Annotated in this window: 14 protein-coding genes, 1 tRNA gene and 1 riboswitch; of the genes, 11 read left to right on the top strand and 4 right to left on the bottom strand. The window is 48.8% G+C overall.

The genetic code is table 11. From position 1 onward, the window contains the following. Nucleotides 1-44: 44 nt before the first annotated feature. Nucleotides 45-1,349 (bottom strand): phosphomethylpyrimidine synthase ThiC, encoded by a 1,305-nt coding sequence (thiC, locus tag HMPREF1246_RS04720; RefSeq protein ID WP_021736858.1) that lies wholly within the window; start codon nt 1,347-1,349, stop codon nt 45-47. A gap of 84 nt (nt 1,350-1,433) precedes the next feature. Next, nucleotides 1,434-1,532, bottom strand: a riboswitch (TPP riboswitch). A 391-nt stretch (nt 1,533-1,923) separates the two neighbouring features. Between thiC and nifJ the strand changes: the two genes are divergently transcribed. Next, nucleotides 1,924-5,433 (top strand): pyruvate:ferredoxin (flavodoxin) oxidoreductase, encoded by a 3,510-nt coding sequence (gene nifJ / locus HMPREF1246_RS04710; protein ID WP_009015122.1) that lies wholly within the window; start codon nt 1,924-1,926, stop codon nt 5,431-5,433. Nucleotides 5,434-6,629: 1,196 nt separating this feature from the next. On the opposite strand, the gene HMPREF1246_RS04705 is transcribed toward nifJ, so the two are convergent. The 3 genes from HMPREF1246_RS04705 to HMPREF1246_RS04695 all read right to left on the bottom strand — a co-directional run bounded on the left by HMPREF1246_RS04705 (nt 6,630) and on the right by HMPREF1246_RS04695 (nt 10,146). Continuing rightward, nucleotides 6,630-8,612 (bottom strand): TRAP transporter permease, encoded by a 1,983-nt coding sequence (locus HMPREF1246_RS04705; protein ID WP_014128007.1) that lies wholly within the window; start codon nt 8,610-8,612, stop codon nt 6,630-6,632. Beyond that, nucleotides 8,609-9,073 (bottom strand): DUF1850 domain-containing protein, encoded by a 465-nt coding sequence (locus HMPREF1246_RS04700; protein ID WP_014128008.1) that lies wholly within the window; start codon nt 9,071-9,073, stop codon nt 8,609-8,611. Before HMPREF1246_RS04700 ends, HMPREF1246_RS04705 begins: the two co-directional genes overlap by 4 nt. 98 nt (nt 9,074-9,171) lie before the next feature. Then, complete coding sequence (locus HMPREF1246_RS04695) at nt 9,172-10,146, bottom strand: TAXI family TRAP transporter solute-binding subunit (RefSeq protein ID WP_009015120.1); 975 nt, start codon at nt 10,144-10,146, stop codon at nt 9,172-9,174. A gap of 800 nt (nt 10,147-10,946) precedes the next feature. On the opposite strand from HMPREF1246_RS04695, the gene HMPREF1246_RS04690 reads away from it, so the two are divergent. The 10 genes from HMPREF1246_RS04690 (at nt 10,947) to HMPREF1246_RS04640 (ending at nt 23,314) form a co-directional block, all read left to right on the top strand. Then, nucleotides 10,947-12,551, top strand: a complete 1,605-nt coding sequence (locus HMPREF1246_RS04690; RefSeq protein ID WP_021736854.1) for a Na/Pi cotransporter family protein — start codon at nt 10,947-10,949, stop codon at nt 12,549-12,551. 329 nt (nt 12,552-12,880) lie between these two features. Further along, a complete protein-coding gene (locus HMPREF1246_RS04680) occupies nt 12,881-15,154 on the top strand; it encodes an adenosylcobalamin-dependent ribonucleoside-diphosphate reductase (RefSeq protein ID WP_009015118.1) in 2,274 nt (757 codons plus the stop codon). A gap of 63 nt (nt 15,155-15,217) precedes the next feature. Next, nucleotides 15,218-15,292: transfer RNA gene (locus HMPREF1246_RS04675), tRNA-Gly, on the top strand. An 84-nt stretch (nt 15,293-15,376) separates the two neighbouring features. Then, entirely contained in the window at nt 15,377-17,266 is a 1,890-nt protein-coding gene (locus tag HMPREF1246_RS04670) for an LTA synthase family protein (RefSeq protein ID WP_231368233.1), read from the top strand. Nucleotides 17,267-17,410: 144 nt separating this feature from the next. Next, nucleotides 17,411-18,346 (top strand): glycosyltransferase family 8 protein, encoded by a 936-nt coding sequence (locus tag HMPREF1246_RS04665; protein WP_021736843.1) that lies wholly within the window; start codon nt 17,411-17,413, stop codon nt 18,344-18,346. Nucleotides 18,347-18,409: 63 nt separating this feature from the next. After that, nucleotides 18,410-19,597, top strand: coding sequence for an O-antigen ligase (locus HMPREF1246_RS04660; protein WP_231368232.1), 1,188 nt, complete (start codon nt 18,410-18,412; stop codon nt 19,595-19,597). Then, nucleotides 19,594-20,376 (top strand): glycosyltransferase family 25 protein, encoded by a 783-nt coding sequence (locus tag HMPREF1246_RS04655; protein WP_021736839.1) that lies wholly within the window; start codon nt 19,594-19,596, stop codon nt 20,374-20,376. Before HMPREF1246_RS04660 ends, HMPREF1246_RS04655 begins: the two co-directional genes overlap by 4 nt. Before the next feature lie 40 nt (nt 20,377-20,416). Continuing rightward, nucleotides 20,417-21,448: a glycosyltransferase family 9 protein gene (locus HMPREF1246_RS04650; protein ID WP_231368231.1), complete on the top strand. Its 1,032-nt coding sequence runs from the start codon at nt 20,417-20,419 to the stop codon at nt 21,446-21,448. After that, nucleotides 21,445-22,461 carry a glycosyltransferase family 8 protein gene (locus HMPREF1246_RS04645; protein ID WP_021736846.1) on the top strand — a complete coding sequence of 339 codons (1,017 nt, stop codon included), beginning with the start codon at nt 21,445-21,447 and terminating at the stop codon, nt 22,459-22,461. The genes HMPREF1246_RS04650 and HMPREF1246_RS04645 overlap by 4 nt, the downstream gene beginning before the upstream one ends. A gap of 19 nt (nt 22,462-22,480) precedes the next feature. Continuing rightward, nucleotides 22,481-23,314: a carbon-nitrogen hydrolase family protein gene (locus HMPREF1246_RS04640; protein WP_009015641.1), complete on the top strand. Its 834-nt coding sequence runs from the start codon at nt 22,481-22,483 to the stop codon at nt 23,312-23,314. Nucleotides 23,315-23,507: the final 193 nt, after the last annotated feature.

The raw sequence follows: 23,507 nt of genomic DNA, 5'->3' as shown, positions 1-23,507 counted from the left end.
GGGGAAAGGAAGTAGGGTGCTTATTGGCCTTTTCCCAATGGACTTCAGTGTTTTTTCTTTTTCTTATCGTCAAGGTATTCGCCAATGATCTTGACAGCACAGTAATCTCCGCACATGGAGCAGTATTCATCCGTACTCTTGTTCTTGGCATTGCGGATGGCACGGGCTTTTTGAGGATCGATGGCAAGTTCCATTTGAGCTTCCCAGTCTAGTTTTTTGCGGGCTTTTGCCATGGCAAGATCTTGGGCCACTGCCTGGGGGAGGCCCTTGGCAACATCGGCCGCATGACCGGCTATGCGGGCGGCGACAACCCCTTCACGAACGTCATTGAGATCAGGCAGTCCCAAATGTTCAGCCGGAGTTACGTAGCAGAGAAAATCGGCTCCGCTGACAGCTGCGAGGGTCCCGCCAATTGCAGAAGTAATGTGGTCGTAGCCCGGTGCAATATCAGTCACAAGGGGCCCCAGCACATAGAAAGGCGCCCCGTGGCAGAGCTGTTTCTGCAGCTGCATGTTGGCGGCAATCTGATTGTAAGGAACGTGCCCCGGACCTTCTACCATGACCTGGACGCCTTTTTCCCAGGCACGATCCGTCAGCTCCCCAAGGGTGATGAGTTCTGTGATCTGGGCCCGATCCGTTGCATCGGCAAGACAGCCTGGACGCAGCCCGTCGCCTAAGCTGATGGTTACATCGTAGCGGGCACAGATATCAAGGATTTCATCAAAATGCTCGTAAAAAGGATTTTCCTTGTTGTTGGCGAGCATCCACCCGGCAATGAAGGAGCCGCCGCGGCTTACAATATCCATTTCGCGTCCTTCGGCAATGAGGATATCCACGGCACGGCGTGTGAGACCGCAGTGCATGGTCATGAAGTCAGCCCCGTCATGGGCCTGCTGCTCGATGACTTCAAAGATGTCTTCTTTCGTCATATCCGTCACTTTGCCATGGTTTCGGATTGCCGTAACCGTGGCTTGATAAATGGGAACGGTGCCGACCATGACCGTCGAATGCTCGATAATGGCACGGCGGGAGGCGTCGATGTTGTTGCCCGTTGAAAGGTCCATGACCGCATCGGCACCAGCTGCAATGGCCGCATCCAGTTTTTTCAGCTCGGGCGCGGGATCGGGGTAGGCCGTTGAAGTCCCAATATTGGCGTTGACCTTTGTCGAAAGCCCTTCCCCAACACCGCGGACCTTGAGGTTTTTATGGTTGATATTGGCACAGATGGCAATGGTTCCCTTGGCCACACGCTCTCGGATTGTTTCAGCTGATAGCCCTTCTTGGCGTGCGACTTCCTTCATTTCGTCCGTAATGATACCGGCAAGGGCTGACTGTCTTTGAGTTTTCATGAAAATTTCCTCCTTGAAGATAATAAGAAAGAGACCGCTTTTTCTATAGAAAAGCGGTCCCTTGGTTGGTCTTTTTTCATCTCCAGCCCGGCCGGCACACTTTCCTACGTCGGTATTAACCGCATCAGGTACAAAGGGTCGGCCAAAGGGCCTCTCAGCGAATGCGCACCCCCAGTGTTACCGTGGACGCAAGAAGCGTCCATCTGCAGTCATTGTAACAGATGCTTTTGCAAAATGCAAACGGCCCATCCCTTTTGTTTCATGGATACAACGGAAACGAAAAGGGGTTTTCTTATGGCTCAAGACGGCGAAAACAAATAAATGAGAGAAAAAATACGGACTTGATTCAATGCTTCTGATAACGGGCTGTAGCATTATCCCATCCAATGATACGTCTTATTTTTCAGATAATTATACATTTCCCATTATCAAGTAAATTGTAGGGAAATTGGAGAAAAATTTATTTGTGATTATATTAAATTTGTTATATAATACAGGAGATTAGAGAGACTGAATGGAATGATATCGTTCATCCCAGATCAGTCACTTTTCTAAGAAAGAGGGGCTTTGAACAATGGCAAAAAAATTTAAGACCATGGATGGTAACACCGCCGCTGCGTATACTTCCTATGCGTTCAGTGATGTTGCCGCAATCTACCCGATCACTCCGTCTTCTCCGATGGCTGAAGTCAGCGATGAATGGGCTTCCCATGGAAAGAAGAACATCTTTGGTCGTCCTGTCAAGATCATGGAAATGCAGTCCGAAGCTGGTGCTTCCGGTGCTGTACACGGCTCCCTTGCCGCTGGTGCACTGACCACCACCTATACCGCATCCCAGGGTCTGCTCCTGATGATTCCGAACATGTATAAGATCGCTGGTGAACTGCTTCCTGCAGTTTTCAACGTCGCTGCTCGTGCACTGGCTACCAGCTCCCTGAACATCTTCGGCGACCATGCTGACGTTATGGCTTGCCGCCAGACCGGTTTTGCACTTCTTGCTGAATCCGGCGTACAGGAAGTCATGGACCTGACCGCTGTTGCCCATCTGGCTGCTATTAAAGGTCATGTTCCTTTCCTGAACTTCTTCGATGGGTTCCGTACTTCCCACGAAATCCAGAAGATTGAACTTTTGGACTATGATGACCTTGCTAAACTGATTGACTACGAAGCACTGGATAAATTCCGCAAACATGCCCTGAATCCGGATAACCCTGTTACCCGCGGTACGGCTCAGAACCCGGATATCTACTTCCAGACTCGCGAAGCTGTCAACAAATACTATGATGCCCTGCCTGAAATCGTTGAAGAATACATGGAAAAAATCAGCAAGCTGACTGGCCGTGATTATAAACTCTTCAACTACACCGGCGCTGCTGATGCAGAAAATGTCGTTGTTATGATGGGCAGCGGTGCTCAGACTGCTGAAGAAGTTGCCAAGATCCTTTGCGAACAAGGCGAAAAAGTCGGTGTCCTGAACGTTCACCTCTATCGTCCGTTCTCTGCTAAACACTTCCTGGCTGCTATGCCGAAGACTGTCAAGAGAATTGCTGTTCTTGACCGTACGAAGGAAGCTGGCGCAAACGGCGAACCGCTGTACCTCGATGTCCGTGATGTATACTACAACATGGCTGACAAACCCCTGATTGTTGGCGGCCGTTACGGCCTCGGCAGCAAGGAATTCTATCCTGGCGATGCCCTGGCTGTCTTCGACAACCTCAAGAAGGCTGAACCGAAAAACCACTTCACCGTTGGTATCGTTGATGATGTAACGAACACCTCCCTCACGAAGGAAAAAGTATTCGACATCACCCCGAAAGGCACCACGAGCTGCATGTTCTGGGGCCTCGGCAGCGATGGTACGGTTGGCGCCAACAAGAGCGCTATCAAAATCATCGGCGATAAGACCGATATGTACGCACAGGGCTACTTCGCTTATGACTCCAAGAAGTCCGGCGGTATTACCGTGTCCCACCTGCGTTTCGGTCATACTCCGATCCATATGCCGTTCCTTATCAACACGGCTGACTATGTAGCTGTTCATAACTCTTCTTATGTTCATCGCTACAATGTCATGGCTGGCCTGAAAGATGGCGGCACGTTCCTCCTGAACAGCCCTTGGACCGATGCAGAACTGGATAAGGAACTTCCAGGACAGCTGAAACGTTATCTTGTTGAACATAAGATCAACTTCTACACCATTGATGCTGTTAAGATTGCTGAAAGCATCGGCCTTGGCGGTCGTATCAACATGATCATGCAGGCTGCTTTCTTCAAACTGACCGGTATCATCCCTGTTGAAGATGCTGTGAAGTACCTGAAGGAATCCATCGTCACCAGCTATGGCAAGAAAGGCCAGAAGGTTGTTGACATGAACAACGCTGCTGTTGACCAGGGCGTCAATGCCATCCATAAGGTTGAAGTTCCTGCTGCTTGGGCAAATGCGGCTGATACGGAACTCTATCCGAAGACGGGCAACGCTTGGGTTGACGATGTCATGGTTCCCATGAACAAACAGGAAGGCCATGACCTGCCTGTCAGCAAACTCATGGGCCAGGTTGATGGTACGTTCCCTGCTGGTACGGCTGCTTATGAAAAACGCGGCATTGCAATCAATGTTCCTGAATGGAAGATTGAAAACTGCATTCAGTGCAACCAGTGCTCCTATGTCTGCCCGCACGCTGCTATCCGTCCTGTTCTCCTGAACGACGAAGAAGTAAAGGCTGCTCCTGCAGAATTTACGACTAAACCGGCTGTTGGCGCTAAGGACCTGCACTTCCGCATGATGGTTTCCCCCATGGACTGCCAAGGCTGCGGCAACTGCGTAGACGCTTGCCCGGCTAAGGAAAAAGCCCTTGTCATGATGCCGTTTGCTACCCAGGAACATCTGAAAGATGCTTGGGAATATGGCATCAAGAAGGTCTCTGCAAAGACCAACCCGATGAATAAATACACCGTTAAGGGCAGCCAGTTCGAACAGCCGCTGCTTGAGTTCTCCGGTGCCTGCGCAGGCTGCGGCGAAACTCCGTATGCTAAACTGGTAACCCAGCTCTATGGTGACCGCATGATGATTGCTAACGCTACGGGCTGCTCCTCCATTTGGGGTGCTTCCGCTCCTTCCATGCCGTACACCAAGAACCATAAGGGTCATGGTCCTGCCTGGGCTAACTCCCTATTCGAAGACAACGCTGAATATGGTCTGGGTATGTATCTCGGTGTCAAAGCCGTTCGTGAACGCCTGGCTCAGGAAATGGAAGCCGTTAAGGATTCCGTCAGCGCTGACTTGAAAGCTGCTATGGAAGACTGGATTGCTAACGCTGAAGTTGGTGAAGGCAGCCGTGAACGCGCTGAAAAGCTCGAAGCTCTGCTCCAAGCTGAAAAGAGCGGTAACGACAAACTCGAAGCCATCTACAACGACAAACAGTTCTTCGTTAAACGTTCCCAGTGGATCTTTGGTGGTGACGGCTGGGCTTACGATATCGGTTACGGCGGATTGGATCACGTCCTCGCTTCCGGCGATGATGTCAACGTTCTTGTCTTCGATACCGAAGTTTACTCCAACACGGGCGGCCAGTCCTCCAAGTCCACGCCGGAAGCTGCTGTTGCTAAGTTCGCTGCCAGCGGTAAGAGAACCAAGAAAAAGGATCTCGGCATGATGGCTATGAGCTACGGTTATGTCTATGTTGCTCAAATCAACATGGGTGCTGATAAGAACCAGGCCCTGAAGGCAATCAAGGAAGCTGAAGCTTACCATGGTCCTTCCCTCATCATTGCTTACGCTCCGTGCATCAACCACGGTATCAAACGTGGCATGGGTCACTCCCAGCTCGAAGCAAAGGCAGCCGTTGATTGCGGTTACTGGTGCAACTACCGTTATAATCCTGAACTGAAGGAACAGGGACAGAAGTCCTTCTTCCTCGACAGCAAGGCTCCGAACTTCGATGAATTCGAAAACTTCCTGAAGGGCGAAGTTCGTTATGCATCCCTGGCTAAAGCCTTCCCGGATCAGGCTGAAGAACTCTTCGCTAAGACGAAGAAAGATGCTCAAGAACGCCGCGCTGGCTATGAAAAGCTGGACGCTGAATAATTGAGTCTTCAAAAGACCGTCGCATTTGCGGCGGTCTTTTTTTAGAAAAAAAGGGAATCCCCATCCAAACCTTGTTTGGATGGGGATTCCCTTTTGCTGTTTCTCTATGATGATGGTATGTCTGGTGCAGAAATGCGCTTCTATCGGCTTCTGTGACACCGTCCGGTGGTCTATTTCCATAGGGCTTTAGCCTTCCAATCTTTTGGCTTCTGGTCTTTTGCCTTCCGGTCTTTTCCCTTAGAACTCGATTTCTCCAAAATCGATCCGCCCCACCAGGGTGGTAAGCGCATCGCCGATCGATTCGCGAGCTCCCTTTGCGCCTTGGAAAGAGCAAAGCGAGAGATCGTGACAGGGCGCTTATCCAGGGAGCGCGACAAAGGCGGAGCGCGAGTCGGATTAACCCTTACAGCCGCACAAGTATAAATCCATTGCGGCTGCAGAAGTAAAGGAACCGTTTTCGTGTAAGAAGGTGTTGCAACCATTTTTTCTTAGTAGGATTGTAAATCGCATGATAGCATGCCCTTTCGGTGGTGGATGAGGAGCGCAGCGACGTTTCCTTACGAACGGTAGTGAGGCCCATTCGCCCGAAGTTTCGAAGGACGCTTTTGGAGCGATAGCGGAAGTCCGAGAAACCTGTTTGAGGGCGAAATTAATTCGGCGCCCACGACCGAAGGGAGACAGTTTGGCGCCGGCCTTACGGTCTTTTCCCTCACAATTTTTTTGTCCCATTTGCTTTTTTCAAATATGGCCTAGACGTAGTCAGATGCTAGGAGCACCCGGCCTCATCGACGACGGCATACGGTTTGTGTATGTCGAGGCGATTGAGGTCGTGGGTGACAACGCAGATGGCTGCGTCTAGGTCCATAGGCTGATAAAAGCTTCTTGCCTGATAAGCTGGGCGCTGGAGGTGACGACACGAGGTTAGGAGGGAAAGCGCCCAGGCGTAAGGTATCCCCCAATCAGAAACGAAACAAACTACGAATCGTCATGCTACCATTGCATCATAAAAATGAGAAATTGAGCAATGGTGGCACGCTTTTTTGGAGTATCGGCGCGATTTGTGCGCCGACTCCTCCAACCTTTCCAAAGAGAAAACACCCCTTACCCGCGGCAATGGGTAAGGGGTGTTTCCCGTAAGAAGAGAAGCGAACGAGGAAAACTATGATCCATAGCATTCCTTTTCGACAGTACGCAAATCAGTCTCCTACATTTGGCAGCGGGCCACCCGGATTCTTTTTCTGCCAGAGATAGCAGAGGACGAGGATGCCGATGCCGGCGATATCGGTCATACTGCCAGGAATGATGAGGCACAGGCCGCCAATAAAGAAGGCGATACGCTGCAGTGCGGTCAGGGGATGCTGGCAGAATCCAATCATGGCCAGTGACAGGCCCCACATGCCGATAATAGCTGTGACCATGGCCATCAGGATCATGGGTACCGTGGCATTGATCATGAGGAGCTGCGGTGCCAATACGAAAATGTAGGGCACGACGAAGGCGGCAATGGCCAGTTTTGCTGCCGTAACGCCTGTTTTCATGGGGTTGGAGCCAGCAATCCCGGATCCGGCATAAGCAGCTAAGGCAACTGGCGGCGTAACGTCTGCGACGATCCCAAAGTAGAAGGCAAACATATGGGCCGCAAGAACCGGAACCTTCATCTGAACGAGGGCTGGGGCTGCAATTGTCGAGGTGATGACGTAGTTTGCCGTCGTCGGAACGCCCATGCCGAGGATCAGGGAGGTAATCATCGTAAAGAACATGGCCGGAATCATCTTGCCTTGAGCAAGGTCAAGCAGAGCCGTAGCAAGTTTTAGGCCGACGCCGGTCTTTGTGACGACGCCGATGATGATGCCTGCCGAAGCGCAGGCAATGAGGACACCCAGTACGGATTGGGACCCTTCAACCAGGCCATTTATAAACTGTGCAAAGGTAATGCGCGTATTCTTTCTCATGCAGGCACAGACAATCGTCAGGCCAATGGCATAAAGGGCAGCACGCATCGGAGTATAGCCTGATACAAGCAGGTAAACGATGACAATCAGGGGAACCGCCAGATGACCTTTTTCCCGGAGTAAGGGGCCAAATTTTGGAAGCTGGTCGCGAGGCGTTCCTTTAAGGCCGTATTTCTTGGCTTCATAATGGACGCTCAGCCAAATCCCTGTGTAGTAGAGAAGGGCCGGAATGACGGCCGCTTTAACAACTTCGATGTAAGGGACACCAACAAATTCTGCCATCAAGAAGGCCGCAGCACCCATGACCGGCGGCATAAGCTGACCGCCTGTGGAGGCCGCCGCTTCAACTGCTCCGGCAAAGGAAGGACGATAGCCCAGTTTTTTCATCATGGGAATCGTAAAAGATCCGGTACCAGCAACGTTTGCTACAGACGAACCGGAAACTGTCCCCATCAGACCGCTTGACAGAACGGCAACTTTAGCCGGGCCGCCAATGGCCCAGCCTGCAAGGGCATTGGCCATATCGATGAAGAACTTGCCAAGGCCCGTGGCATCAAGATAAGCACCAAAGAGGATGAAGAGGTAGATAAAAGTGGACGATACCCCCATGGGTACACCGAAGATGCCTTCTGTCGTAAAGAAGAGGTGACTGACAAGTTCGTCAAAGCCAACGCCGCGGTGGGCGAGAATCCCCGGCATATAAGGGCCGAGGAAGGCATAGGCTACAAAGATGAGCGCAACGGTCAGCATCGGCCAGCCGACTGTGCGGCGTGTTGCTTCAAAGACCATGAGGACACCAATGATGCCCACGATGATATCTGTCTGGGTATTGAGACCCGCACGCAGGACCAGTTCCTGGTAGTTCAGGAGCAGATAGCCTGTGGTGCCAATCCCTAGAAGGGCACAAATGACATCAATGGGATTCATGGAAGAACGGGACCAGGATTTGCGTCCTGGGTAAAGGAGAAAAATCAGCGTCAAGCCAAACATCAAATGGATGGTGCGCTGCAGATGGGCGTCAAGCACCCCAAAGATTGCAGTATACAGCTGGAAACAGGCAAAGAGGATGCAAATGCCGGAAATGATATAGTGCCAGGCACCTACGGGGTTTCTCTTGTCTGATTCCTTATCATATTTTTTCATGACTTCTTCCGCAGACATTTCTTGGGGCGCTGTCTGTTTCTTTTCTTCTGTCATAGTGAGAGCCACTTCCTTTCTCCAGTTCATGATTCCATGAACCAGAAAGTATATCGTTTCATGCTGAGCACATCAACGCGTGTGCCTTGACCAAATTGATTCACAAGATCAATGGTCCTGTTTCCATAGGTGACGCTGGGGCGGGCCTCGCTGGCCGCCCGAAAGGCAATCTTTTCATAGGGCCGGTTCATGATCATCTCAAATTTACCCTCTTTTTTTAATGGTTTGAAGGCGCCGTCCGTGAGACTATAGGGAAGGCCAACTCCATAAGATTCATAGATGGTGTGGGTCATGGTCATGTTATGGGGCCCATTGATCCGGAAGTATTCATAGCAGGGGGTCTGTTGGACCGAATGCTTATAATGGTAAACCCATTCGTCTCCTTCGTTGACGGAAAAGACTACAGGCGCTGCACCGTCAGAAGGTTTCAGGACGAGGATGAGCCTTGTTGCATACCATGAGAAGGAGACTCCTGCAAGAAGGAGAATCAAAATAATGAAAAACAGGGGTTTTTTAAAAAAAGACCGAACCCCACTGGAGGGTGGTGTCCGGTCTGTGCAATTTGCCATATGAGATCGCCGCTTTTTACTTATTTTTCATTAAAGAACTTTTCAGCACCTTTGTTCAGAGGAATGGACATGCCTTCCTTGGCCGTTTCCTTGGTGATGAGTTTTGCAACGTTGTGAGCTGCTTTCATCCGGTCAAGATTGGAATAAAGAGCTTTCACAATATCGTAGCCCAGTTCATCGCTCATCTTATCTGTAACAACGAGCATGCACTTGACCGCAACAGCTTCTACGTCAGTGTCTACATTATTGTAAGTCTTGGCAGGAATCTTGATCTTGGTGTAGTACGGATATTTTTTGATCAAGGCATCAGCCATGGCAGAATCAACGGGCAGGAGCACGACTTCATGCTGGGTAGCAAGGTCCTGGATTGCTGCCGTAGGGAATCCGGCTGTTACAAAAGCAACATCCACATTGCCGTCCTTCAAGGCAGAAGCGGCTTCCCCAAAGGAAAGGTACTGGACCTTGATGTCATCGTAGGTGATTCCGGCTGCTTCGAGGATCTGACGGGCGTTGGCTTCCGTCCCGGAGCCAGCAGCCCCAACAGCGACGCGTTTGCCCTTGATATCAGCAAATGTCTTGATGCCCGTCTTTTTTGTCGTTACAATCTGGATTGTTTCCGGATAAAGGGTGGCAAGGCCTTTAAGATTCTTTACTGCTTTATCCTTGAACATTTCAACGCCATTTACGGCATAGTAGGAAATATCGTTTTGGATAAAGCCGATATCAACCTTGCCTTCTTTTAAGAGATTGACGTTTGCGACGGAAGCGCCTGTGGATTGAGCCGAAGCATTGGCGCCTTTGACATTTTTGTTAAGGATATCAGCCAAGGCCCCGCCCAAAGGATAATAGGTCCCAGACGTACCGCCTGTTGCGATGTTGATGAATTTCTTTTCACCGCCGCTGCTTTCCTTTTTGTCACCGCCGCCGCAGCCAGCGATCAGAGCGGTTGCTGCTGCCATTGCGAGGAATGCCGCTACCATTTTTTTTGCTTTCATCGTTCTCTCCTCCATCCATACAGTGTAATAAAAAAACAGACCAACGAAAACACCGAACAATAGAAAAAGTCTTTCCGTGCCTTGTTCGTTATGAATAGTGTAACCTTTATGTTACAAAAAGTCAAGAATAAGACAGCATAGTTGTTATGTAACATATGAGACTGTTTTTGTATAGTGGAGTTTGCATACAATGTGCAAAACAGAAACTGAATCAAGGATTCCCGTCATAAAAATGGGACGTTAGGTGGATAAAAAGAAGCCTTTTAAGCAAAAAAACTTTAATTAAGAATTAATATTGGTAGTAAGAATCTATTTTTTCCTAGTTTTAATGGGAAGAATCAAGGCATTGATCTGATTTCTGATAACGAGCTCATCCTTTTTGTAATCATAGAAAAAAGCAAGGATATGACAGAAATACAAAAGAAATACAATCCAAAGTAAAATCTTTTATATAAACACAAAAGTCTTTTAATAATAGACTTAAACAGAGAAAAAAATAAAAAAGATTTTTGGAACCAAATTTAAGCTTAAAAATGATAATTTAGAGATAGAAAATAATGTTCGATATATTTCGAACGATAATTTTATTTCATGAAAAATATATGACTATTTGATAAAACGTACTTTTTTTTTGCTGCCATTAGGACGTGTAAAATCCGCGTAAAAATAGGAGGAATCAGGTCAGTTCCCATAGCTTGATGGAAAAAGTTGTGGTAAAATCATGTAATAGACAAGTAAATAATTTGTAATGAAATGGTAGACCGCATCCAGTATGATCTATGTTAACGGGGGAGATTACCTTGCTTCAATTTTTCTTGTTCCTTGGTGGGATTTCGCTCTTTCTTTACGGTATGCAGCTCATGGGCGACGGCCTGCAGGCTGCTGCCGGCAGTAAGCTCCAGCGGATTTTAGGGGCACTGACGAAGCGCACGATTTATGGTGTTGCCTTAGGTGCCGGCGTCACAAGCATTTTACAGTCTTCGAGCGCAACAACGGTCATGACCGTGGGGCTTGTCAACGCAGGTCTCATGAACCTGCAGCAAGCCTTTGGGATTGTCATGGGGGCCAATATTGGGACAACCATTACGGCTCAGCTCATTGCGTTCAAGCTGACAGATTATATCACTTTGCTCCTTGCCATCGGCTTTTTGATCCGTACAGTGGCAAAGAAACGACAAATGAAAGATATTGGCCAAGTACTCATGGGGTTTGGTATCCTCATGTTAGGGATGGCGATGATGAGCAATTCCGTGGCTCCCCTGCGTCATAATACGGCCGTTGTGGAATTTATCGGCCGCTTCTCCACACACCCCATCCTGGGCCTTTTGGTTGGTCTATGTATGACAGTTGTCATCCAGTCCTCTTCAGCAACGGTCGGTATCCTGATGGCCATGGCCGGTCAAGGTCTTATCCCGCTGGAAGGGGCTGTCCCTGTCTTGCTGGGGGATAACATCGGGACGTGTATTACCGCCGTTTTGGCAACCCTGCAGGCCAACATCAATGCAAAACGTGTGGCCCTTTCCCATGTGCTCTTCAATTTAATCGGGAGTATCATCGCCATTGCTTTATTGAGCCAGTTTTTGGCTTTGGTCTTGAAGATTTCTCCAGCGGGAAATATCTCCCGACAGATTGCAAATGCCCATACAGTATTTAACGTTGTAAATACCATTCTTTTCCTGCCTTTTGCGGGACAGTTCACGAAACTCATTGAAAAGATCATGCCCAATAAAAATGGCGAGATCTCCTACCAGCCCAAGTTCCTCAATGAAAGCATGCTCGATACACCGGCCATTGCTTTAAGCCTTGCAAGAAAAGAAGTGAGCCGTATGGGAAGCCTTGCCTTGGGCAATACCAAACGGGCTTTCAGCTGTATCAATCAGTATGATTCCAAAAAGGTCAAGTATATTAAGGAACATGAACCGGTCATTGACAACTTGGAAGAAGCCATTACGGTCTATTTGACAAAGATGTCGGAAAAGAACCTCAGCGTGGAACTGACCAATATCCATACAGGTCTGCTTCACTGCTGCATGGATTTGGAGCGTATTGGAGATCATGCCGAAACCATTGCCAAGCGAGTCAAGTCCATGAATGAAGACGGAATTTCATTTTCTCCGGAAGCTGCGGAAGAGATGAAGGAAATCGGGGACATGGTCATACGGACCACGGCGGATGCCCTTCAGGCCCTGGAAGATAATGATGTAAATCTTGCCAAGACGGCACTTGCCCGTTCCCATGAAGTTCGGAAAAAGGAAAAAGCCATGCGCCGCTCCCATGTGGACCGACTTAATCGTGGCGTTTGTACGCCGGAAACGGGGTTTGTCATGCTGGAACTCTTGCTTAATATGAAACGTGTTTCCGATCACGCCCAAAATCTGTGCGAAATCGTGCTGGGTGAGTTCTGATTCTTATTTGAATGAAACCGTGCTGTGAAGGATGATGCTTCATGGCACGGTTTTCCCTTTCCCAAAAACTATATGCCTGCAGGGCTTTATTCTTGTGCTGCAGGCGATTTCTTTCATTGATCATCTTACAAGAAAGGAAGAACGGAGGTATTTACCGGCTAACCAAAATGAGAAAAAATGGTCCAATCCATCTTGACAAGGTTTTGGAAAATGCTTTCTTGACGGGAGCTGGACTTCCTGCTACGATAAATACCGTATAAATAAAAAAACACTATATATAGTGAGTAATTGAAAACCGAACAACAAGATATTGAAAAGGGGAGACGATTATGGAAGTTCAGGAATGGCTTGGCGCAGATAATCAGCTGGGTCTTGATATTTGGCAAAACAAGTACCGCGATGACAGTGAAACTTTTGATGCCTGGCTGGACAGGGTAAGCGGCGGTGATGAGCAAGTCCGGGAATTGATCAAGGAACAAAAATTCCTCTTTGGAGGACGCATCCTGGCTAACCGAGGCCTTGAAAACAAGGGAAAGAAGATTACCCTTTCCAATTGTTATGTGGTAGAACCGCCGGAAGACAGCATTGAGAGCATCTTTGACAGGGCAGGGAAACTGGCTCGGACCTATAGTTACGGTGGGGGCTGTGGCATTGATATATCAAAATTGAGCCCTAAAGGAGCCCATATCAACAACGCGGCCAAGCAGACGAGCGGTTCCATTTCCTTCATGACTCTTTATTCCCTTGTAACAGAGCTGATTGGGCAAAATGGGCGCCGTGGAGCCCTCATGATTTCCATTGATTGTTCCCATCCTGATGTTGTTGACTTCATTAAATTGAAGACAGACCTGGATAAAGTGACAAAAGCCAATATTTCCGTTCGGATCAGTGGCGACTTCATGGAGGCCGTGAAAGAAAACCGCAAGTTCCGCCTTCATTATACGCGCAAAGAAACGGGCGAGACCATCGAGTCCTTGGTAGATGCGGCGGAGGTCTTCCATCTTCTTGCGGAGACGAACTGGGATTACGCGGAACCGGGTGCGCTCTTCTGGGACCGGATTACAAGCTGGAACCTATTGTCCAACACTAAATCCTTCCAGTTTGCCGGTGTCAATCCCTGTGCGGAAGAACCCCTTCCAGCAGGCGGTTCCTGTCTTCTTGGCAGCATGAACCTTGCGGAATTTGTCAAGGACCCATTCACGGAAGAGGCTTCTTTTGATCAGGAAGGATTCAAGCAAGCAATCCATGTGGCTGTCCGAGCCTTGAATGATGTACTTGAAGAGGGGCTCCCGCTCCATCCCTTGGAAGAACAGCGGGAAAGTGTTGCCAAATGGCGCCAGATTGGCCTTGGCATTATGGGCCTTGGTGATATGCTCCTTAAAATGGGCCTGACCTACGGCAGTAAGGAAGCGGTTGATTTTTGTCATACCTTGGGCTTTACTATGGCAGATACGGCCATTGCTTCTTCTGCTCTTCTTGCCAAAGAGCGCGGCTCTTATGAGCAGTTTTGCGCAGAAGAAGTGATGGAAACCCCTTATTTCAAAGCCAATACGACGGAAGAAACCGTACAGCTTGTGAAATCATATGGCCTTCGCAATTCCCAGCTTCTGACCATTGCGCCGACGGGAACCCTTTCAACGATGCTGGGTATTTCCGGCGGCATTGAGCCGATTTATGCAAACTATTATGAGCGTAAAACAGAATCCCTTCATGCGGCCGATGTCTATTACAAGGTCTATACGCCCATTGTGGAACGCTATATGAAGCAGCATGATCTCAAGGATGACTCCCAGCTGCCTTCTTATTTCGTCACGGCTATGACCCTTCCCTATGAGGATCGTATCGCCATGCAGGCCGCTTTCCAGCAGCATATTGACGCTTCAATCAGTTCAACTGTCAATGTCCCCAACAGCTTTACTGTTGAAGATACGGAACATCTTTACCTGCTTGCCTATGAAAGCGGCTGCAAGGGTGTCACCATTTTCCGTGATGGCTGCAAGCGTGCCGGTATCCTCACGACGCATGTGGAAGATCATAAAAAAGAGGCCCCCATTGCAGGGGAAGGCCTTGCCCGCGGAGAAATCGTTGCCATTGATGACCATGTCATCGGCAAGAAACGAAAACTGATTACTGGCTGCGGCAGTTTGCACTGCATGGCCTTTTTTGATCCAGAAACAGGAGCCCTTCTGGAAACCTACTTGAGCAAAGGATCCACCGGCGGCTGCAACAATTTCATGATTGGTTTGTCCCGGATGATTTCCATTGCGGCCCGTGCTGGTATTGATATCTATACCATCATTGATCAGCTCAATTCCACGGGCAACTGCCCCAGTTATGCCGTGCGGCGGATCACAAGAGGGGATACAAGCCGTGGGTCATGCTGTCCCTTGGCGGTTGGTAATGCGCTCCTTGATATGTATAACGAAGTACAGCAGGAACTGACAGGCAAAACTGCCCCTCAGATTCCCACCAAAGAAGTGAAAAAAGCCGTCACCAAAAAAGTACGGGCGGAAGATATTTTTTGCCCTCAATGCGGGGAACCCCTTGTCTTTGAAGGAGGCTGCAATACCTGTAAGAACTGTGGATGGAGTAAGTGCTACTAAAGCCGTGCCGCAGTAAAAACATCCTTGACGGAACCGCTGCCATCTGGTATAATTCTCTTCGTTGCGGAAGTAGCTCAGTGGTAGAGCATCACCTTGCCAAGGTGGGGGTCGCGAGTTCGAATCTCGTTTTCCGCTCCAATGAAACGCTCATCCCGCAGTTTGTGACTGCGGGATTTTTTCTTTATTTTTGAAAGGAACGATATGCACCGTTTTCTTACCCTTTTGCAAAAAGATCTGCGATATTTTCTCTATTTGGAAGGGCTCCTCATGCTTTTCCGAGTGGCTTTTCTCGTTCTTTTCCGCAGCCAGCTGAATGCGGTTTCCGCTTCAGAAATCCTCTATGCCCTTTATCTTGGCTTTCGCATCAGTCTTAAGACGACGGTCCTTCTTGTGGGGCTTCCTTTTCTTTTGGCAACCGTACCGGGAAGCTTCTCTTCCCGCTATCCGGAAAAAGCCGTGAGGACCCTCCTTACAGGCCTTTCCCTCTTTGTCATGACCTTTCTTTTTGTGGCGCGCATTCCCTACTATGCCATTTTCCAGGAAACATACAACATCATGCTCTTTAACGGCATGAAAGATGATATGCATGCCATTTGGGATACAGCCGTAAAAGAATATCAGCTTTTCCCGCGCCTTGTGGGTGTCCTCCTTCTATCGGCCCTTGTCATCCATCTTTGGCATCGGCTGCAGGAACGAAAGGGCATTGCGCCTCAGCGCCGCGTCAAGGCCCTTTTTGCTGGTGCGCTGCTTTTCATCCCTGTTTTTGCCATCTTCTGCCGCTTTGGCGGCGGCTTTCATTCCGATGATGGAATCCACTGGGAAAGCGCAGCCCGCACCAAATCGAAACTCCTCAATGAAGCCATCCTCGATGATGGACAGGCCCTGTACCGCGCCTATGCCACCCATAAACGGGCGACGGAAAAAGTTCTGCGCCCCCTTACGGTGGAGGAAGTGCGGGCGGCCATTTGGCTTCTTGGCGGCAATGGGAACGCGGCGACCATCGATGAAGCCTTTACGCGCACCAAAAAGACGGCAGCCCGCGTCAAGCGGCCCCGCCATGTCGTGGTCATCTTAGGGGAAAACTATGCCCTCTGGCCCCTTTTGCCTTCCTATGAGGATATGAACCTTGCCTCAACGGGGAAATTCCTTGAAGCGCACGGGGCCCATACGTACCAGTTCCTCGCAAACAGTACGGGGACCATGACGAGCCTCAATGGATTCGTTACAGGCCTTCCCGATGTTGGCCTTTACGTCAACTATATCATGGGAAAGAACGGGGATCCCGTCGATGGCCTCGGCATCGGCGCCGTCATGAAGAAGATGGGCTACCGGACCCAGTTCTGGTATGGCGGCCTGCGCAGCTGGCAGGATATTGAAAAATTTACGCGCCGCGAAGGCTTTGATGAATTCCACTGTGCCGACGAATTCTCCGGCCTTGGAGAAAGCTCTTCCTGGGGGATTGCCGACGGCCCCTTCTTTGAGGAAGTGCTGAAGGCCATGCAAAAAGATGAGGAAGATACCTTTTACTTCATCCTTACAACGAGCAACCATCCGCCCTTTGCTTTTGATGTGGACAGCAAGGGATTTTCCCGGGACCGTGTAGCTAAAAAGCGGGGACCTGCCATTCCCAAGGACAAGAAGACTTTGGACCAGCTGGGCCATATCTGGTATGCCGACGACGTGATGGGAAAATTCATCAAAGCCGCCGAAGCCTATGACCCATCCACCCTTTTTGTCGTTACAGGCGATCACGCGGAGCGCTTCAATTTCAGCAACGATGTTTCCTTATGGGAAAAAAGCGGCATTCCCTGCTTCTTCTATGGCGCTGGCATTACTACGGACCTCTTTGCCAAAGACGCCGCCGGCAGCCATCTCCAGATTGCGCCGACCTTGGCAGAACTCATCCTGCCCCAAGGAGAGACCTATGAATCCCTGCTTCCCTCCCTTTTTGATTCCCGGCGAGCCTTCAACCATCGCCTTTATATTGAGAATGGACAAATCGGCGAAGAAAAGGACCTCAAAGATAAGGAATTCAAGGCAGAAATCGAAGCGGCCCGGACCATTGCCATTTGGAGAATCAAAAATGGCAATGCGATTAGGTCAATCGAATAAACGGCGGTATAAGTCTATTTTAGGAAGATAACCGTCGAATGCACAAGGGAGGCGGCAGGAATTCCTGCCGCCTCCCTTGTGCTCCTGCCATTTCCATTGTATGATAAGGAGTATGTGAAGTGTCAGACGACAGGAGAGTAGATTATGGACGAAATTGCCATTGTCCTTGCTTGTGATGATCGCTATGCCCAGCACGCAGCCGTTGCAGCAGCTTCTATGCTGCTTTGCCATACAGATTCCAGGCCCCTTCATTTTTATCTCTTTGATGATGGAATCACCGGTGTAAAAAAAGAGATGGTGGAGCGCACCATCAAGGACCTCAAAGGTCTTGTGACTTTTATTGATACAAAGGGCATTGCCGTAGATGCCTACACAAGCGGTCATATCCATAAGGCGGCTTACCTTCGCCTTCTTATTGCAAAACTTTTGCCCTTAGCGGTTGCAAAGGCCCTTTATTTTGATACGGATCTTGTGGTAAAGGATGATGTGGCAAAGCTGTGGGACTTTCCTCTTGACGGTCATCCTATTGGTGCCGTCAAGGATTTTGGTATCATGGCTTCATCAAGGATGCGCCGCCAAAAAGCGGAATCTTTAGGCCTGCCCTTGGGCGCTCCTTATTTTAATTCGGGCGTTATGATCATGGATCTTGCTGCCTTTCGGAAAGAAGGCTATGGGGAGAAGGTTCTGCAATGCGTCACGAGCCATGCCTACCGCCATCACGACCAAGATGGGCTCAATAAAGTCTTTATGGGGAATTGGTCTATTTTGCCCCTTCGCTGGAATGTCATTCCTCCTGTTTTTGGCATGCCCCTAAAGGTCCTCAAAAAAGGGGCTTTGCGGCTTGAAGCAATCGAGGCCCTGCAAAACCCGGCCGTCATCCACTGGGCAGGGCGCTATAAACCGTGGGAATTTCAGATATCAGAGCATTTTAACCGTGCCTATTACGACATCCTCAAAAAGACCGCTTTTTGCGACGCTCCCATGCCGCAGCCCGGGGATATGACGGGGAAATCCTTGTGGCGTCAGGAAATGCGGATCCGGTTGGGGAAGTTTTGGACCCATCTTTTGGGGAAAAAATAAGGCGACAACCGAACACGAAAATCGCTTCCAACGAAAGAAATTTGAATCAAGAGGAGTATGATGATGAAAAAGAAGTTAAGTGGGTACTCACTAGCTACACTGACCCTTGCCATGTGCACGCAGCGCATGTCCATTGCGGTAGGGAATATTTTCTATGGCCTTGCCATTGTACTATTTCTCGTTGATGTTATCCAGCGCAGGCGCCGCGGGGAAACCTTTCATTTGGCACCGCACGTAAAGCACTATTTTTGGGCCTATGCCTTTTTTGCCCTGACCCTGTTGCCGTCGGCCCTTTTGAGCCCTGATGTGGGTTTTTCCTTTGGGAAATATTTGAACTACATGGTGGGGCGCATTGTTGTCCTTCCCATGCTGCTCTTTCTCGATGTCGATGAAAAAGCCATCAAAAAGGCGCTTCTCTGTTTCATTGCTTTTATTGCTTTTGATGGACTCTGTACTTTTGGTGAACGGCTTATTACGGGAGCTGACCGTGCCCATGGCTTGGGGGATGGGTGGCTGCGTCATGCTAGTATTGTTGCTACCGTTTTTCCTGCAAGCATCATCCTTTGGTTGCAAAAGGCGGAAAAGATTTCCCACAGGAATGGGCTTCTAGTGGCAGCCATTTTCATTGTCCTAGGAGCCATTGGCAGCGGCACAAGAAGCTCTTGGGTGGGCATTTTCGTATCTGTGATTCTTGTGACCGCAGAGAGTTTGCGGGAACGAAATTCAAGGATTGTCGCGGTCCTTTTGGCATTAAGCTGCTCTTTTGCCGTGATTGCCGCAAGTCCCGCCCTTTCCCAACGACTTTCTTCTATTTCGAATGTAACGACCGATCGGTCCAATGGAGACCGAATCGAAGCATGGAAGAAAGCAGCCGTCATGATTCAGGATAAACCGGTCTTTGGTTTTGGCATCCTCCAAGGGGGGAAGGCCTATCTGGCCCATTACCGCACCAAGGCTGATACGCAGGGCTTGCATCATTTTCATAACATTTATGTCCAAACGGCCGTGGACAGCGGTCTTGTCGGCCTTATGGGACTTGCTGTCTGGATTCTTTCCTCCTTTTATCTTTTCCGTCATGTGGAAAATCCCTATGCGTTTGCAGGATTTTGTGCTTGGATAGGATTTTGCACAGTGGGGATGTTTGATTACACGCTGGGTATGTCTGCTGCTGTAAAGACCCTTCTTTTCATGACAGGATGCTGCTTACGATTGGAAACTTCCTTAGGCAATAAGGAGGAGAAGACGTTATGATTTTTAATCATTCCATTATCAATGCAGCAAAAGCGGCAGAAAGAAGCGAGAGTGTTTCCCGCAATTTTCATGACCTTGGAATTGAACCAAACTTTTTTGAAGCCATTATGGGAAATGAACTCAATGAAACCCAGTTAAAGGAATGCCGCGGGGATAACGGTCTTCTTACTATTGGAGAAGTTGGGTGCGTTTTATCCCATTTAAAGGTGTGCAAAGATTTTTTATCAACGAATGCACCTTATTGGACTATTTTTGAAGATGATATTCATCTATCTAATGAATTTTTAGATGCTTATCCGAGAATTGAATCGTTTATGAATTCTCAGATAGAACCTAGCGTCTTGCTCCTAAGAAGAAATAATGGCAAAGGGAAAGTTGTGTACCCATTAGGTGGTAATCATCATGTTCTTCATATGTTAGCAGGTACAATGTCATGCGGGTATATTATCAATCGAAGGGCTGCTGAGAATTTGGTGAAGGCATTAATTCCTGTAAGGATAGAATATGATGCTTGGGCCATTTATCAACAACTGGGATACATAAAATTATATAGTACAGATTTCAATTATGTTGAACTCTATCCTACTATGTCTTCTAATTCTATAATTGATCAAATGGAAAAACGTTATGACGATAGTTGTCAATTTCCAAAAAAAATTAAAGATGGAAATGTAAAGGCCTTATACAATCAAAATAGTCCATCGCAAAAAATTATACTCCAATTGAAGCGTGTAGTACGGCACTTACAAGAGTTATATTATGATGAATATAGACACTAAGCCACGTAATAGAATAAAAAAGATTTTTCTTGACGGTATCATGCATCTGGGTGATGTCATTACAGCAGCGTCTGTGATTCCCGTTCTCAAGGAACAGTATCCTCATAGTGAAATCCACTACTTGGTGAAAGATTCCGTCGCTCTGCCTGCCTCTTTGATCTGTGGTGTCGATCGTGTTATTCCTTATACCTATCAAAGCGGCGGAGGGGCCTTGGATGTAATCCGAATGGGGAAAAAGTTGTCCCAAGAGGGCTATGATTTGGGGATTTCCCTCGATCCTAGGGAGCGGGTTACCCTCATGAAATGGATTGCTCGCATTCCCCTTCGGCTCAGTATGGAGCGTGCCTTAGGCTGGGAACTGGGTTGGGAAAAGTGGTTTTATATCCAGGACCTTTCTTATCGAGCGTCTTGGGATTATAAAAATCACCGCATGGGAGAAAGCTATCAGCGTCTCATGCGGGATTATTTTGGTGATGAATCACAGGAATTCATTCCTCCTGCCCTTGTCCCATCAGCCTCAAAGGATCTTGCCGCCGCTGATGCCCTGCTTGCTGGATGTTCTGCCAAGGGACCAAAGGTGCTTTTTTGCGTGGAAACGACCGCAAAGGCAAAGGACTGGCGGGCTGAAAAATTCGCCGCCCTTGCTGACTGGCTCATCACGAGCTATGATGCGTCCGTCATCATAACGGGCATTGAAGCGCATCGTCCTAAGATGGACGCCATCAAAAACCGGATGAAGCATCCCGAAAGCATCATCGATACCCTGGGAAAAACGACCTTCCCCGCTTTGGTGGCGCTTATGAGACGGGCCGACTGCGCCATTACCCTCGATACGGGCACAACCCATATTGCCGCCGCGGCAGGGTGTCCCGTCCTGACAATTTTTACCTTTAACTCCCCTGAGATCTATCAGGGATGTGGGGAACGAACTTGGGCTGTCAGCGGTCATGTTCCCTGTTCGGGAAAGCATGTTTGCATCGGACCCAAGAAATGTCCAAAGAACCTTTGCGAAGAAAGTGTGACCTTATCTATGGTCCAAGAGACTGTGAAGGAGATGCTTGAATCCCTATGAAAACGTTTGAAGACGATTACTTTGTCCCCGCCCGTTTCCTAAAAGGGGTGGAGACCTTTTCAAAAAACGCGGAAAAGACGGACAAAGCGCCCTTGCACGTTGCCTATAACGTCAATGACGGCTATTTTCAGATCATGGGCGCAAGCCTTGTCAGTGTCCTTGAAAATAATGCCCATCGTGCGGTGATGTTTCACATCTTTACTGATGGGTACAGCAAGGAAAATGCCCAAAAGATGGAGCAACTGGCTGACCGCTATGGCTGCGTCATCAAGCTCTATACCCTTCATATGGAGCCCTTTGCTGATTTTCATGTCAAAGTGGAGCGTTTTTCCCGGATTACTTATGGAAGGATTGTGATGCCCCTCATCCTTGCTGCAGAAACGGACCATTTTCTCTATCTTGATGCCGATACTATGGTCATCCGGCCCCTTGACGAGCTCTATCATTGGGACCTTATGGGAAAAGCTATGGGGGCTGTTTCAGAACGGATGCCCGATGCCAAGCGCCGTGGTGACTATCTTCATCTTAATAATGGCCGTTACTTTAATGACGGAGTCATGATGGTGAATATCCCAGAGTGGCAGAAACAAAACATTACGGAAAAGGCCTTTTCCCTACAGAAGGAACCAAAAGAACGTTTTTTGGGTCAAAGCCAGGATATCCTCAACATTGTCTTTGATGGGACAAATGCTTTTTTGCCGTCTATTTACAATGAATTTGGCGGTGGTGAAGATGACCCCCAGCAAAAAGGGACAATCATTCATTGGACAGGGCGGCGCAAACCATGGCAGATGGTCCTGTCCGATTATGATGCTCAGTGGCGGTCCTATAATGCGGCCTCTCCGTGGGAGACCTTGACGGCTATTTTGCCCATCCTTAAACCAGAAAACTATCATGATTTCAAGGAATGGGCAAAGTATCGCAGAAAAGAAAGCTTCCGGGATTATGTAAAGGGAATGGCTTATTACGCAATATTAAAAGGACGCTTTTTGATTTCCCGAAGGGCAAAGTAAGACCCAAGGAGGTTTTTATATGACAACGTTTCTTGTTGCTGCCATTCAAATGGATACCACATCCAATCAGGATCAGAATCTTTCTGTCGTGGCTGATTTCATTGGAGAAGCGGCCAAAAAAGGCGCCAAGCTTATCGCCCTTCCCGAGACCATGGCCTATTTGGGCCGCGATTATGCGGCCCTTTCAGAAGCGGTTCCTGGTGGGAAAACGGCAACCTATTTGAGCACCCTTGCCCGAAAATATGGCGTCTATATCGAGGGTGGGAGTCTTTACGAAAGAAATGAAAACGATCCGGCCCGCCCCTATAATACGACTTTTCTTCTAGGACCTGATGGGGCATTCCTCGGAAAATACAGCAAGCTCCATCCCTTTGATGTGGTCCTTGATTCAGGGGTGACAAGCCGCGAATCAAGTCATGTAGCACCGGGCCATGAAATCGTGACGGTGAAGACGGCTGGTGTCGGCACTTTGGGCTTTGGCATCTGCTATGACCTGCGGTTTGGAGAGCTCTTCCGTCTTATGGCCCTTCGGGGCGCACAGATTCTGGTGCTTCCTGCGAACTTTACGGAAGCAACGGGCCGCGCCCATTGGGAAGTCCTTGTTCGGGCCCGGGCCATTGAAAATGAATGCTACGTCATTGCACCGAACCAAGTGGGAAAGAAGCCTCGCTTTACGGCCTATGGTCACTCCCTGATCGTCGATCCGCGGGGAAAGGTCCTTGCCGAAGCAGACGGGACGGAAACAGGCGTTATTTACGCACCCATCGACCTTGACCTTGTGTCGAAGGTGCGAAAGGAGACCTTTACCCTCCAAAATCGACGGGAAGATATTTATTCCCTCTGCTTGAAATAGAATCGGTAACTCCCATTTGACCAGTCTTATGGCGGTCTATGGGATTTTCTTTTGAGAAACTGGCGGCATGTTTTTGTACAGTTTGCGTTCAATCAGGCAAGCCAGACAGCGAACACTTTTTGTGTATTTGGTGAGGTATTTGCCCGTGTGTCAAATTTTTCAAGAATTGTTTTTACTAAAACCTGAGGCTAGG

The organism is Acidaminococcus sp. BV3L6, from assembly GCF_000468835.1.
Classification (GTDB): Bacteria; Bacillota; Negativicutes; order Acidaminococcales; family Acidaminococcaceae; genus Acidaminococcus; species Acidaminococcus intestini.
The sequence above is the reverse complement of the archived record's forward strand: the minus strand, read 5'-3'. Positions and strand labels throughout refer to the sequence as shown.

Bases quoted from the DNA above. Each gene is read 5' to 3' on its own strand.
- thiC (WP_021736858.1), bottom strand. From the start codon at position 1,349: ATGAAAACTCAAAGACAGTCAGCCCTTGCCGGTATCATTACGGACGAA.
- nifJ (WP_009015122.1), top strand. From the start codon at position 1,924: ATGGCAAAAAAATTTAAGACCATGGATGGTAACACCGCCGCTGCGTAT.
- HMPREF1246_RS04705 (WP_014128007.1), bottom strand. From the start codon at position 8,612: ATGAACTGGAGAAAGGAAGTGGCTCTCACTATGACAGAAGAAAAGAAA.
- HMPREF1246_RS04695 (WP_009015120.1), bottom strand. From the start codon at position 10,146: ATGAAAGCAAAAAAAATGGTAGCGGCATTCCTCGCAATGGCAGCAGCA.
- HMPREF1246_RS04680 (WP_009015118.1), top strand. From the start codon at position 12,881: ATGGAAGTTCAGGAATGGCTTGGCGCAGATAATCAGCTGGGTCTTGAT.
- HMPREF1246_RS04665 (WP_021736843.1), top strand. From the start codon at position 17,411: ATGGACGAAATTGCCATTGTCCTTGCTTGTGATGATCGCTATGCCCAG.
- HMPREF1246_RS04660 (WP_231368232.1), top strand. From the start codon at position 18,410: ATGAAAAAGAAGTTAAGTGGGTACTCACTAGCTACACTGACCCTTGCC.
- HMPREF1246_RS04655 (WP_021736839.1), top strand. From the start codon at position 19,594: ATGATTTTTAATCATTCCATTATCAATGCAGCAAAAGCGGCAGAAAGA.
- HMPREF1246_RS04650 (WP_231368231.1), top strand. From the start codon at position 20,417: ATGCATCTGGGTGATGTCATTACAGCAGCGTCTGTGATTCCCGTTCTC.
- HMPREF1246_RS04645 (WP_021736846.1), top strand. From the start codon at position 21,445: ATGAAAACGTTTGAAGACGATTACTTTGTCCCCGCCCGTTTCCTAAAA.
- HMPREF1246_RS04640 (WP_009015641.1), top strand. From the start codon at position 22,481: ATGACAACGTTTCTTGTTGCTGCCATTCAAATGGATACCACATCCAAT.